Raw genomic sequence first — 13,808 nt, forward strand, 5'->3', positions numbered from 1 at the left:
CAAGCTTAGTATTTACGGTTCGGAAATTCCTTGGCGGCCACCTCGGCAGGGAACACGCCTTCCACCGTCGTGATGCGTGCCGGCACGGGTTTGCCGGCCACCACATCGCGCGCCACCGACATCAGTTGCGGACCCAGCAACGGGCTGCATTCCACGGTGACGTTCAGCTTGCCGGCGATCATGGCTTCGAACGCGCCTTTGACGCCATCGATGGAAATGATGATGATGTCCTTGCCCGGCTTCATGCCCGCTTCTTCGATGGCCTGGATGGCGCCGATGGCCATGTCGTCATTGTGCGCGTACAGCACGTTGATCTTCTTGCCCTCGGCCTTGAGGAACGCTTCCATCACTTCCTTGCCCTTGGCGCGCGTAAAGTCGCCCGTTTGCGAACGGATGATCTTCAGCTTGGCATTCTTGCCGATGACTTCCTGGAAGCCCGCCTTGCGGTCGATGGCGGGGGCGGAGCCGACCGTGCCCTGCAATTCCACGATGTTCAGGGTGGCATCCGGGGTTTTCTTGGCGTGCTCGAGCAGCCACTGGCCCGCGCGGCGGCCCTCTTCCACGAAATCGGAGCCGATGAAGGTCACGTACAGCGATTTGTCGGCCACGTTGACGGCGCGGTCCGTCAGGATGACGGGGATCTTGGCAGCCTTGGCTTCGCGCAGGACGGTATCCCAGCCCGACTCCACGACGGGCGAGAAGGCGATGACATCGACCTTTTGCGCGATGAACGAGCGCAGCGCCTTGACCTGGTTTTCCTGCTTTTGCTGCGCGTCGGCAAATTTCAGGGTGACGCCGTCTTTCTTGGCTGCATCCTTGATGGAGACGGTATTGGCGGTACGCCATTCGCTCTCGGCGCCCACCTGCGAAAAGCCCATGACCAGGGGCTTGGCGGCAAACGCGGACGAAGTGGCGAAGGTGGTGGCGGAAGCGGCCAGCAGCATGGCGCTGGCGAGGAGGGTGCGGCGGCTCAGGGTCATTCTTGTCTCCAGTTTTTTTATTGGAATACCATCACAGCCGGATGCCGGATGGGCGGTTTTTTTATGAACCCATGGTAGGAGAAAGCAACATAGCCATCCAATCAATTCTTTTTCGCTTGCGATACCGATTTGCGTATCGGTGGATGACGGCGGCAACTCCCTCCCCCGTCAGCGCAGCAGGCGCAGCCCGTACAGGCCGCCGGCCACGGAGTCCTTGCCGGCGACAAATTTCACCACCAGCTTGCCACCGCCCGCCTTGACCAGTTCAGCGGGCAAGGGCACGTCCACCGTATGCAGTTCCTGCGGCACATCGGCCGCCACGGCAATGGTCTGCACCGCCGTGCCGTTGACCTGCACGTCGAACACGCGGCCCGCATCGAGGGTGGACAGGGTCAGGCGCAGGGTTTTCGCTGCCGCTTGCGGGTCGCTCAGTACATAGCTGAACCATCCCGTCGCATGGCGCCAGTGCCTGCCCTTGTTGATGCCGTTTTCTCCCCCCTCGGCCTGGAAGAAATGGTCGGATTCAGGCTGCTGTTGCCCTGGCGCCACTTGGTCGATGGTGCGCGCATCGAGCGCCAGGCGCTCGGCTTCCGCCTGCCGCGTGGTTTCCTGCAGCTGCGCCAGGCTGGCGGGCGTGGACACGGGCCAGTACAGCATGTAGCGCGCATCGTGCAGGCGGAAGAACGGGATCAGTTTCAAGGTGGCCGCATCCTTGCCCTGGATCAAGCCGGGCGCCGTGAAGGTCAGCGGCTGGCCCTTCACAGGCTGGATCTTGTGCATGAAGTCTTTTGTGTCGCTGACAAACAGCGGTGACGATTCCAGCGGGCATACTTGCCCTTGGGCGATATGGCCCATGCGCGAGTCGTCGGCAAAATAGTTCAGTTGTTCATAGGCGAACGGCTGCGTCTTGGCGGCCAGCACGATGGGACCGTGCAGCACGGCATAGTAGTTCGACTGGTCCGGCATCTGCTCCAGGCGCGTGGTCATGGGCAAGGTCACGTCGACGCTGTCGCCCGGCCTCCACGCGCGCGTGACGGTCACGTACTCGCCCGGCCCGCCCCGCATGCGCAGGGCCTTGCCGTTGAGCTTGATGCGCAGCTTGCCCTTGGCCACCCACTGCGGGTAGCGGATCTTCAGGCTGAAGGTTTTATTTCCCTGCACCGTGATGCGCGTCGTGTCCCGGTCGGGGAACTGCGTGCTCTGGATAATCTTGACGCCCTGCTCTTTCCAGTCCAGGGTGGACGCCATGAACAGGTTCACATACAGCGCGTCGCCCGCATGCGCGTAGATGAACTCGCCATACTTGGCCTGGCTTTCGATGCCGGAACCCACGCAGCACCACATGCCCTTGTCCACTTGCGAATACACGCGGTAATGGTTCGGGCGCATGGGCGTAAAGTAGACAAAGCCGCCCGTGCCGGGGCGCTGCGACGACAGGATGTGGTTGTACAACGCGCGTTCGTAGTAATCCGTGTAGCGCACCTGTTCATCGCGGCGGAACAATTGCTCGGTCAGCTTGAGCATATTGTAGGTATTGCACGTTTCCGGCCCTTCCACCTCCTCCACCATCGTCGAAAAATCGTGTTCATCGTGGAAATGTTCCTTGACGCTGTTGCCGCCGATGGCCACCGTGCGCTTGTCGTGCACGGTTTGCCAAAAGAATTGCGCCGCCTGCTGCCAATCGCGCCTGCCCGTCAGTGCGCCGATGCGCTCGAAGCCGATCACTTTCGGGATTTGCGTATTCGCATGCAAGCCCGTCAGCTTGTCCTGCTGCGCCACCAATGGTTGCAATACGGCCTGGTGCGAAAAGCGCACGGCCAGGTCCATATATTTCTGCTCGCCCGTCATCGCGTAGACGTCGGCCAGCACCTCGTTCATGCCGCCGTGCTCGGCACGCAGCATGGCCTGCATCTGCGCGTCGGACAAGGATACCGAGAGTTTCACGGCCCAGTCCGACAAGGCGATCAGCATGGCCTTCGCTTGCAGATTGCCCGCGTACTGGTAGGCGTCGCGCAAGCCCGCAAACACCTTGTGCAAGTTGTACCACGGCACCCAGCGCCCGTTGACGGAGAAAGTGTCGGCCTGCAACTCGCCTTTGGCAATCGCTTGCCAGGCGGCGCTGCCGTCGGGAATGCCGCCCAGATAACCGTTGCCATTGGCGTCCTGGCATTTCTTCAGTTCCGCCAGCATGTAATCGAGGCGTTCGCGCGCCTGCGCGTCGCCCGTGGACGCCACCATCAAGGCCAGCGCGGACAGATAATGCCCGCCCAGGTGGCCGTCGAGGCCCGTCGACTCCCAGTTGCCATAACTGGGCTGGACCTGCGGCAAGCCCGCCTCGCGGCGGAACGGCGCCAGCAATTTATCGGACTCGAAAGCCAGCAGATAGTGCAAGTCCGTCGTTTGCGCGTCGAGGAACGGTCCCGCCCCCAGGCGCACGGACGACAGGGGAAACAGCTCCGCCGCCTGCAAGCCGGGCGTGAACAGTCCGCCGACGGCCAGCGCCAGCGTCAACAAGGTTGTTTTCATGGCGTGGCCTTTACGGTTGCGCGGCCGGCAATTGGTGGCTTTGATAACGGTTCAAGTCGCGGGGATCGACCTGCGGCCAGCCCTGCTGGTCCCACGTCATGGGCAGGATCTTGAGTTTCTGCAAGTAATTGTCCGCCGTTTCATACGCGTGCAGCACCAGGTAATCGTTGCCGTCAAACGTGTAGGCGCTGTTGTGGCCCAGGCCCTGCCACTCCTTGTCGCCTTGCAGCAGCACCGTGCCGCCGCCCTGCGCCATGTCGCGGCCATCCCTGTCCAGATAGGGCCCCGTCACGCTTTTCGAACGGCCCACAGCCAGGTGGTAGGTGCTTTTTTCCTTCTGGCAGCACAGGCCCCAGGAAACGAAAAGGAAATAATCGTCGCCGCGCCGGAAGATGAACGGCGCCTCGATCTCTTCCGGCGCGGGCTTGAATTCGCCCGCGCGGGGCGGCAGCGGCACGCGGCGCGCCAACGAGTGCCACTCTTGCGGCTCCGCAATGCGGGTCCAGTCGGGCGTCAATTTCACCAGCTTGATGCCGTTCCAGAACGAGCCGAACGACATCCACGGCGTGCCGTGCTTGTCCGTGATGATGTTCGAATCGATGGCATTCCACTCGTCGCGCTCTGGCACCGATTGCAGCAGCATGCCCTGGTCCACCCAGCGGTAATCGGGCGAGCGGGGATCGAGGGTGGTGTTGACGGTCACGCCGATGCCGGACGTGTTCTTGCCGAAGCCGGACACGGAGTAGTACAGGTAATACTTACCGTCATGAAACTGCACGTCGGGCGCCCAGACATGGTCGTCAAACGATGGTGCGGCCGTCTTCGCCCAGGTCGGCTGGCCCGCAAACACGCGTCCTTCCGGCTGCCAGTCCACCATGTTCTTCGAGCTGTAAAACGTGATGCCGGGGCCCGTGCTGTACAAATAATACGTGTCGCCTTCCTTTGCCATCACGGGGTCGTGTACGCTGACCTGGGCCGCGTGCGCAGCCCCCATGATCGCCAGGGTGCCCAGGATGGCGGCCATGCCGCGCGTCAACATGTGCATCGAATTCTCCAAAATGGTCAGCCGGCCCATCATGCGGGCCGGCTTGATGAATGACAAGGGTGAAAGGCTAGTCGACGGCCACCACGACAACAGCCTTGGCGGGCACCGACACGGTCAGCTTGCCTCCTTGCGCCTTGGCACTGAACGCCACGGGCTGCACGGCTTGCGGTTGCGCAAAGCTGTTGACGGCGTCCATCTTGCCGGCGGTCAGCACGCGGCCCGTCACGCCTGCCACTTGCTTGCCCGCCAGCGCCACGCTCACGTCGACGGCCTTGTGCGGATTCGTATTGACCAGGGACAGATACACCTTGCCATCCTTGGCGCGCGCCGCCGAGGCGCTCACTTCCGGAATGCTGACCTTGCCCAGGCTGTACTTGCCATTGCCGCTGATGGCGACCGGCAAGCTCGTGGCGTCCTGGAACGGCACATACATCTCAAACGCGTGATACGTAGGCGTGAGGAAATATTTATCCTTGTCCGTGATGATCATTGCCTGCAGCACATTGACCATTTGCGCGATATTCGTCATGCGCACCCGGTCCGCGTGGGCGTGGAAAATGTTGAAATTCAGGGCCGCTACGAGCGCATCGCGCAAGCTGTTTTGCTGGAACAAGAAGCCCGTGTTGGTGCCCGGTTCCACGTCGTACCAGGTGCCCCATTCGTCGACGTACAGGCCCGTCTTTTTCGAGGGGTCGTTCTTGTCGATGGCGGCGAGATTGTTCTTGATCAAGCTATCGATGCGCAGGGTACGGCTCAAGGTGGAAATCCACTCATTTTCGCCAAAACCCGTGGCCGCGCCCTTCTTTTCCCACACGCCCGTCGGTACCGTGTAGTAGTGGAAACTGATGGCGTCCATCATGTTCGGCTTGATTTCGCGGCTCAGGGTGCTGGACCAGCTGATGTCGTCGTCATTGCCGCCGCTGGCGATGAATTTCGGGCGCGCGCTTTCCGGCGTCTTCATGAAGGTGTGATAGTGCTTGTACAGGTCGGCGTAGTACTGCGGACGCATATTGCCGCCGCAACCCCAGGCTTCGTTGCCGATGCCAAAGTAGTCGACTTTATACGGCTGGGCGCGGCCATTCTTGCGGCGCAGCTCGGCCAGGGTGGACTTGCTGTCCGAGGTCATGTATTCGAGCCACTCGGACATTTCCTGCGGCGTGCCGGAACCGAGGTTGCCGTTGATATAGGTCTGCGCGCCCAGGAGTTCCGCCAGGTCGAAGAATTCATGCGTGCCGACGGCATTCGACTCTTCCACGCCGCCCCAGTTGGTGTTGACCTTGGTGGGGCGCTGGTCTCGCGCGCCGATGCCGTCCTTCCAGTGGTATTCATCGGCAAAGCAGCCGCCTGGCCAGCGGACCAGGGGCACGTGCAATTGTTTCAGCGCGCCCAGCACGTCATTGCGCCAGCCCTTGGTATTCGGAATGGAAGACTCCGGGCCCACCCACATGCCTTCATAGATGCCGGTCCCCAGATGCTCGGCAAACTGGCCGTAGATGTTTTTATTGATCACGGAACCGGGCCTGGCCACGTCGATGGTGACATTGACGGGCGCAGCCAGGACGCTGCCGGCGGCCAGGCCGAGGGCCACGATGCTGGTATGGATGAATTTCATGCTGTCTCCTGTTTTTAAGTGAAAAGCAAGGGCCGGGATCGACCCGGCAATGGATGTGGCGATGCCTCTCCGGCTACGGAGTGGGAGGCATACACGAATGGGGTAAGGCGGGAAGGCCCGCGGCCGACAAAACGCCCAGGGCTAGGCGCCTTGCCGAAGACAGTACGAAAGTACGGCTAGGCAAGGCAACAACGCCCTGGACGTTTTGTCAGACCCAGCCGGCGTCGACGATGAATTCTTGGGAGGAGCACATCGCGCCGTCATCGGAGGCAAGGAACAGCACCATGGCGGCGATGTCCTGCGGCATCAGTTTATTCGGCAAGCACTGGCTTTTCTTGATTTCCACTTCCGCCGCCTCGTCGACCCACAGGTCGATCTGGCGCTGCGTCATGACCCAGCCGGGCGTGACCGTATTGACGCGGATATTGTGGGCGCCATAATCGCGCGCCAGGCCCCGCGTGAGGCCCACGACGGCCGCCTTGGTGGTGGCGTACACGGGGTAGCCGCCCGACTTCATGTGCCACGAGATCGAGCTGACATTGATGATGGAACCGCCGCCCTGGCGCTTCATGCCCTCGAACACGGCCTGGCACGTGAAGAACATGGGACGTTGATTGATCGCAATGCGCTCGTTCCAGTATTCCAAGGTGACGTCCTGCGCCTGGTGACGCTGGTCGTTGGCCGCATTGTTGACGAGGATATCGAAGTCGCCCAGCTTCGCGGCCAGTTCGGCCATGACGGCTTGCAGGGATGCGATATCCGTGATGTCGCAATGGCGGAACAGGGGCGCCGTCCAGCCCGCTTTAGCCAGGCGGCGGCACAGGGCCTCGCTCGCTTCCACGGCGATATCGACAAACGCCACCAGCGCGCCCTGGGCGGCAAATTCCGCCACCAGGGATTCGCCGATGCCGCTGCCGCCACCCGTGATGAACACGCGCTTGCCCTGCAAGCTGCCATATTTCGCCAATTGCTTCATCTTGTCTCCACCTGTTTATTTTTTATGTACAACGTGCAACGCAAGCCGGCGCGGCAAGGCCATCGGCCCCGCCGCGCAGCAGGTCTTAGTCTTTGCCCAGCACGCCATCCTTGCGGCGCCAGATCCCCAGCGGATTATCGTCGCGCAGCGACTCCGGCAGCAAGTCCTGCAGCAGGTTCTGATAGGACACGGGGCGCAGGAAGCGGTTGATGGCGGCCGTACCGACCGAGGTGCTGCGGCCGTCCGACGTGGCCGGGAACGGGCCGCCGTGCACCATGGCCGTCGACACTTCCACACCGGTCGGGAAACCGTTGGCCAGGATGCGGCCCACGCGGCGTTCCAGCACGGGCAGCAAGCGTCGCGCGTCTGCCAGGTCGCCCGCATCCATCTGCAGGGTGGCCGTCAGCTGGCCTTCCAGGCTTTCGGTGATCGCCAGCAACTGTTCCATGTCGCGGCATGCCACCAGCAGCGAAGCGGGACCGAAGACTTCGTCGCGCAGATCGTGCCTGGCCAAAAACGCCTCGCCCGAGGTGACGAACAGGGCGGCGGCGCCCTTGCCCTCTTCTCCCGCATTCTGCACCAGCGGCGTCACGTCCGCGTGCTGCGCCAGGGCGGCCACACCCTTGGCATAGCTGCTGGCGATGCCTGCCGTCAACATGGTGGCGGCAGGCGCCGGCGCCAGCGCTTCGGCGGCAGCGGCGGCAAAGGCCGTGAAGTCGGCCCCTTCCAGGCCCAGCACGAGGCCGGGATTCGTGCAGAACTGGCCCACTCCCATCGTCAGCGAGGCGGCAAAGCCGCTGGCAATCGCGGCGCCACGGGCGGCCAGCGCTTGCGGCAGCACAAACACGGGGTTGATGCTGCTCATTTCCGCATACACGGGGATCGGCTGCGGACGTTCGGCCGCCACCTTCATCAGGGCGATGCCGCCCGAACGCGAGCCCGTAAAGCCCACGGCCTGGATGGCCGGATGGGCCACCAGGGCCTGGCCGATGCCGTTGCCCGTGCCCGTCAGCAAGGCGAACACGCCGGCCGGCAGCTTGCAGATGGCAATCGCTTTCACGATAGCGCGCGCCACCAGTTCCGACGTGCCCGGATGGGCCGAGTGGGCTTTCAGCACGACGGGACAGCCGGCCGCCAGGGCCGAGGCCGTATCGCCGCCGGCCACGGAGAAGGCCAGCGGGAAGTTACTTGCCGCAAACACGGCGACGGGACCCAGGCCGATCATGCGCAAGCGCAAGTCTGGACGGGGCGGCACGCGCTCAGGCAGCGGGCTGTCGATGCGCGCATCGGTCCACGAACCCTCGCGCAGCAAGCCGGCGAACAGTTTCAACTGGCCCACCGTGCGGCCACGTTCGCCTTCCAGGCGCGCGCGCGGCAAGCCGCTTTCCGTCATGGCGCGCACGATCAAGTCGTCGCCCAGTTCGCCGATTTGCGCGGCGATGGTGTCGAGAAAGTCGGCACGTTCCGCATCCGTGGTGGTGCGGAACGGGTCGAATGCGGCTTGCGCCAGGCGGCATGCCTCGTCGATTTGCGCGACGTCCACCATGTGGAAGGCGGGCGCGATATGCGCGCGCGCGGCCGGGTCCCACGCTTCGAAGGAGCCGCCATTGCCCTTGACGGCCACGCCGCCGATCCATGCATCACCGGTGATATTGAAACTCATAATGTGCTCACTTTCGCAAATTCGGTTGGGAAGACGTCGAGGCGGTTGCGCAAGGCAGGGCCAAAGGCCGGCGCTTCGATTTCAAAGGTTTCGCCCGGCGCCACGCTGACGCCATCGGCAAAGCTCAGGGTGGCCGTGCCGAAGAAGTGCACGTGCACGTCGCCAGGGCGCTTGAACAGCGGATACTTGAAGTGATGGTGCTCGAGGTTGGCAATCGTGTGCGACATGTTCTCTTCGCCGCTGACAAAGGCCTTTTCCCAGCGCACATTGCCATCCGCGTCCAGCACGCGCGAGGCGCCCGCTATGTGCGCAGGCAATTCGCCCACCAGCAGGGCCGGGCCCACGCTGCACATGCGCAGCTTCGAATGGGCCAGGTACAGGTAGTTCTGGCGCTCCGTCACGTGGTCCGAGAATTCATTGCCGATGGCGTAGCCGACCCGGTAGGGCTGGCCGTCGTCGCCGATCACGTACAGGCCGGCAATTTCCGGCTCTTCGCCGCCATCGAGGGCAAAGTCCGGCATGCGCAGCGGCTGGCCGCTGGCGCGCACGATGGAGCCGTCGCCCTTGTAGAACCACTCGGGCTGGGCGCCGGCCGTGCCGGCGGCTGGCTTGCCGCCTTCCACGCCCAGGCGGAACATTTTCATGGAGTCGCTCAAGGATTCGGCGTCGCCGCCGATCTTCTTGTGCATGGCGTCGCGCGCGCCGGCGCTGCCCAGGTGCGTCAGGCCCGTGCCCGTCACGTAGCAGTGCGCCTCGTCCGCGTGGTCGAGCGGCGCCAGCAAACGGCCGCCGGCGGCCACGTCCGCATAGGAATGCGTGGTAGTGCCGACGCTGGCGTTGACCAGCTCCGCCAGGTTGACCTTTTTGCGGATGGCGTCTTGCGCCAGCGCATACGTCGTGTTGTAGCCTTCGATGACGCGGATCTGGTCGTCTTGCAGCAGGCCGACGAGGCGGCCGCCGTGTTCATTCGTAAATTGCAGCAACAGCATGGAATTCTCCGCTTAATGTGAATGGCGCGGCACGGCGGAACCGCGATTGCCGACCAGGAAGTCGAAATCGCAGCCTTCGTCGGCCTGCAACACGTGTTCGATATACAGCTGCTGGTAGCCGCTCTTCGGCCCAGGCGCGCTGCCCAGTTCACGGGCCGCCAGGCGCTCGGCGATTTCCGCATCGCTGATGTCGATGTTCAGGCTGCCGTTGTGGCAATCGAGGGCGATCATGTCGCCGTCGCGCACGATGCCCAGCGGGCCGCCCGCCATCGCTTCCGGCGCCACGTGCAAGACGACGGTGCCGTAGGCCGTACCGCTCATGCGCGCATCCGAGATGCGCACCATGTCGGTGATGCCTTGCGCCAGCAGCTTGGGCGGCAAGCCCATGTTGCCCACTTCCGCCATGCCCGGATAGCCTTTCGGGCCGCAATTCTTCATGACCAGCACGGAATCGGCATCGACGTCCAGATCCGGATCAACGATGCGCGCTTTATAGTGTTCGAAATCTTCGAAGACGACGGCCTTGCCCCGGTGCTGCATCAGATGCGGCGAAGCGGCCGACGGTTTCAAGACGGCGCCGCGTGGCGCCAGGTTGCCGCGCAGCACGCAGATGCCGCCATCGGCCAGCAGCGGGTTGTCCAGGGTGCGCACCACTTCGTCGTTGTAGATCGGTGCTTCGACGCAGTTGTCCCAGATCGACTTGCCGTTGACGGTCAGCGCATTCTTGTGCGGCAGCAAGTCGCCCTCGCCCAGGCGGCGTATCACGGCCGGCAAGCCGCCCGCATAGTAAAACTCTTCCATCAGGAAACGGCCCGACGGCAACAGGTCGACGATGGTCGGCGTGCCGCGGCCTACCTTGGTCCAGTCTTCCAGTTCCAGGGGCACGCCGATGCGCCCCGCAATCGCCTTCAAATGGATCACGGCATTGGTGGAGCCGCCGATGGCGGCGTTGACCTTGATGGCGTTTTCAAATGCCTCGCGCGTCAGCACTTTCGACAGGCGCAGGTCTTCGTGCACCATTTCCACGATGCGGATGCCCGACATGTGGGCCAGCACGTAGCGGCGCGAATCGACCGCGGGAATGGCGGCGTTGTGCGGCAGCGAGGTGCCCAGCGCTTCGGCCATGCTGGCCATGGTCGAGGCCGTGCCCATGGTGTTGCAGGTACCGGCCGAGCGCGACATGCCCGATTCGGCCGACATGAACTGGTGCAAGGTGATCGATCCCGCCTTCATCTGCTCGTGCAGCTGCCACACGGCCGTGCCGGAACCGATGTCCTTGCCATTGAGCTTGCCGTTCAGCATGGGGCCGCCGCTGACGACGATGGTGGGGATGTCGACGCTGGCCGCGCCCATCAGCAGCGCCGGCGTCGTCTTGTCGCAGCCGACCAGCAGCACGACGGCATCCATCGGGTTGCCGCGGATCGATTCTTCCACGTCCATCGAGGCCAGGTTGCGCGTCAGCATGGCGGTGGGGCGCAGATTCGATTCGCCGTTCGAGAAGACGGGAAATTCCACGGGGAAACCACCCGCTTCCAGGATGCCGCGCTTGACGTGTTCGGCCAGCTGGCGGAAATGCGCGTTGCACGGAGTCAGTTCGGACCAGGTATTGCAGATGCCGATGATGGGCTTGCCGTGAAACTCGTGGTCAGGTATGCCCTGGTTTTTCATCCAGCTGCGGTACATGAAGCCATTCTTGTCCTGCGAGCCGAACCACTCGGCAGAGCGCAGGGCAACCTTCTTTTTTGTCTCAGACATGCCATTCTCCTGGTTGTGCCATGCCGGATCTAATGTCGTCGGCCCGGGCAGCGATGTTGGAATACTAAAGAATCCTGCCATGCCTTTCCAATCAATTTTTAATGCGTTCCGATACCGAAAACGATATCAGCATGTCCCAATGAAAACGCCCTGCGGGCGCATGGCGGCAGGGCGTGGGCTGTTGTGGATGCGAGGCTTACTCGGCGGAAAAGCGGTACACGGTTTCCGTCCGATACACCTGCCCCGGGCGCAAGATGGTGTTGGGGAAATGGGCCTGGTTCGGCGCATCGGGGAAATGCTGGGTTTCCAGGCACAGCGCGCTGCGGTAGCTGTTGGCGCGCAGCTTGCCGTACTGGCTGCCGTCGAGGAAGTTTCCCGAATAGAACTGAACACCGGGCTCCTGCGTGTACACCTGCATCACCCGGCCCGACACGGGATCGCGCACGGTGGCGGCCAGGTTCAGCAGCTGGCCCGGCTTTTGATTGAGCACAAAGTTATGGTCGTAGCCACGGCCGATGCGGATCTGCTCATGCGGCAAGGCGATGCGGTCGCCGACGACGGTGCTCTGGCGCAAGTCGAACGGCGTGCCGGACACGTCCGCCAGCTCGCCCGTGGGAATCGATCCCGCATCGACGGGCAGATAGCGGTCCGCGTTGATCGTCACTTCGTGGCCGAGGATATCGCCCTGCCCCGCCAGGTTGAAATAGCTGTGGTTGGTCAAGTTGACGGGCGTAGCCTGGTCCGTCACGGCGTGGTAGCGCAGGCTCAGCGCATTGTCGTTGTCCAGCTCGTACACCACGGTCACGTCCAGCTGGCCCGGGTAGCCATCTTCGCCGTCCGGGCTGCTGCGCGTAAACGCGATGCCCACGGCGTCCTCCTTGGTGAACGGCTCGGCCCGCCACATGACCTGGTGAAAACCCTGCGTTCCGCCATGCAAGTGATTCGGCGCATTGTTGACGGCCAGCTGGTAATCCTTGCCGTCGAGACTGAAACGTCCCTCGGCGATGCGGTTGCCGAAACGCCCGATGACGGCGCCCAGGTAGGCGCTGTTGGCCAGGTAGGGTTCGATGCGCTCGAAACCGAGCACCACGTCGGCAAAGGTGCCGTCGCGGTCCGGCACGTGGATTTCGCTGATGATGGCGCCAAAGTCGAGCACCTTGACTTGCATGCCCTGGCGGTTCCTCAGCGTAAACACGCTGACGTGGGAGCCATCGGGCAGGATGCCGAACGGGGCTTGCGTGACTGAAACAGAATCAACTGGGGTCATGGCGTCGGGTCCGGAACGTTACAGGGTCGATGAGCGGCCAAACACGGGCATGCCTTGCGCATCCCAGCGCAGCGGCTTCACAAACGTGTGGCGGTCCGGGTTCCACAAAGGATCGCCCACGATTTCCGTGTACGTGCGGGCATGGTACACCAGCAACACGCCGTCGCCATCGGCGGCCGTCGTAAAGCTGTTGTGGCCGGGGCCATAGATGCCGTGCTCGTAGCAGGTGGCAAACACTGGCTCGGGCGACTTGTTCCACGAGAACGGGTCGAGCAGGTCGGCCGACGCATCGGCCCACAGCAAGCCCATCGCATAATTTTCATCGGTGGCACTGGCCGAATAGCTGATGAAGATCTTGCCATTGCGTTTCAGCACGGACGGCCCCTCGTTGACCCAGAAGCCGCGAATTTCCCAGTCGAATTCCGGTTTGCTCAGCATCACGGGCGGACCGGCCAGCTGCCACGGCGTGGCCATCGGCGCGATGTACAGGTTCGAATTGCCTTCGATGGCCACATCCTTCTGTGCCCACAGGTAATACAGCACGCCCTCATGCTCGAACGTGGTGGCGTCCAGGCAGAAGGTGTCGATGCCCGTGTCGATCGGCCCCATGAATTCCCACTCGCCTTCCAGGGGGTTGGCGTTGCTATTGCGGATTGCATACATGCGGTGCTGGAACAGTTTATGTTTGATCTCGCGGCTCGGCGCGGCGGCGAAATACACATACCAGGCACCCTGGTTGAAGTGCAGCTCCGGCGCCCACACCAGCTCGCTGTACGGTCCCGTTTCCGGCTTGTGCCACACGTCGACGGTAGGCGCGTCGGCCAGCCCGGCAATGCTGTCGGCGCGGCGCAGCTCAATGCGGTCGTACTGGGGCACGGAGGCCGTAAAGTAATAATAACCGTCGCTGTGGCGGTAGATATGCGGATCGGCACGCTGTTCGATCAGCGGTTTCAGTACTTCAACCATAAGCACTCCAAATCATTTCATTAGATAAA

At 62.9% G+C, this 13,808-nt stretch carries 10 protein-coding genes; all 10 read right to left on the reverse strand.

Going from position 1 to position 13,808, the window contains the following annotated elements; all coding sequences use genetic code 11:
- Positions 1-5: 5 nt before the first annotated feature.
- On the reverse strand, positions 6-980 hold the full coding sequence (locus VPH41_RS22000) for an ABC transporter substrate-binding protein (protein WP_152257570.1): 975 nt from the start codon (positions 978-980) through the stop codon (positions 6-8).
- Between the two features lie 168 nt (positions 981-1,148).
- Complete coding sequence (locus VPH41_RS22005) at positions 1,149-3,506, reverse strand: glycoside hydrolase family 127 protein (RefSeq protein WP_328571493.1); 2,358 nt, start codon at positions 3,504-3,506, stop codon at positions 1,149-1,151.
- Between the two features lie 10 nt (positions 3,507-3,516).
- Positions 3,517-4,551, reverse strand: coding sequence for an arabinan endo-1,5-alpha-L-arabinosidase (locus tag VPH41_RS22010; protein ID WP_328571494.1), 1,035 nt, complete (start codon positions 4,549-4,551; stop codon positions 3,517-3,519).
- 67 nt (positions 4,552-4,618) lie between these two features.
- Positions 4,619-6,163 (reverse strand): alpha-N-arabinofuranosidase, encoded by a 1,545-nt coding sequence (locus VPH41_RS22015; protein ID WP_328571495.1) that lies wholly within the window; start codon positions 6,161-6,163, stop codon positions 4,619-4,621.
- Positions 6,164-6,371: 208 nt separating this feature from the next.
- Positions 6,372-7,139: an SDR family NAD(P)-dependent oxidoreductase gene (locus tag VPH41_RS22020; RefSeq protein WP_328571496.1), complete on the reverse strand. Its 768-nt coding sequence runs from the start codon at positions 7,137-7,139 to the stop codon at positions 6,372-6,374.
- An 85-nt stretch (positions 7,140-7,224) separates the two neighbouring features.
- Entirely contained in the window at positions 7,225-8,802 is a 1,578-nt protein-coding gene (locus tag VPH41_RS22025) for an aldehyde dehydrogenase (NADP(+)) (RefSeq protein WP_328571497.1), read from the reverse strand.
- Positions 8,799-9,791 carry an AraD1 family protein gene (gene araD1, locus VPH41_RS22030; protein WP_328571498.1) on the reverse strand — a complete coding sequence of 331 codons (993 nt, stop codon included), beginning with the start codon at positions 9,789-9,791 and terminating at the stop codon, positions 8,799-8,801. The genes VPH41_RS22025 and araD1 overlap by 4 nt, the downstream gene beginning before the upstream one ends.
- Before the next feature lie 12 nt (positions 9,792-9,803).
- Positions 9,804-11,546 carry an IlvD/Edd family dehydratase gene (locus VPH41_RS22035; RefSeq protein ID WP_328571499.1) on the reverse strand — a complete coding sequence of 581 codons (1,743 nt, stop codon included), beginning with the start codon at positions 11,544-11,546 and terminating at the stop codon, positions 9,804-9,806.
- 196 nt (positions 11,547-11,742) lie between these two features.
- Positions 11,743-12,813, reverse strand: a complete 1,071-nt coding sequence (locus VPH41_RS22040) for an aldose epimerase family protein (protein ID WP_328571500.1) — start codon at positions 12,811-12,813, stop codon at positions 11,743-11,745.
- 18 nt (positions 12,814-12,831) lie between these two features.
- Complete coding sequence (locus VPH41_RS22045; protein ID WP_328571501.1) at positions 12,832-13,779, reverse strand: glycoside hydrolase family 43 protein; 948 nt, start codon at positions 13,777-13,779, stop codon at positions 12,832-12,834.
- Between the last annotated feature and the right edge of the window lie 29 nt (positions 13,780-13,808).

The sequence above is a fragment of the Janthinobacterium sp. P210006 genome (assembly GCF_036231885.1).
Taxonomy (GTDB): Bacteria; Pseudomonadota; Gammaproteobacteria; order Burkholderiales; family Burkholderiaceae_D; genus Janthinobacterium; species Janthinobacterium violaceinigrum.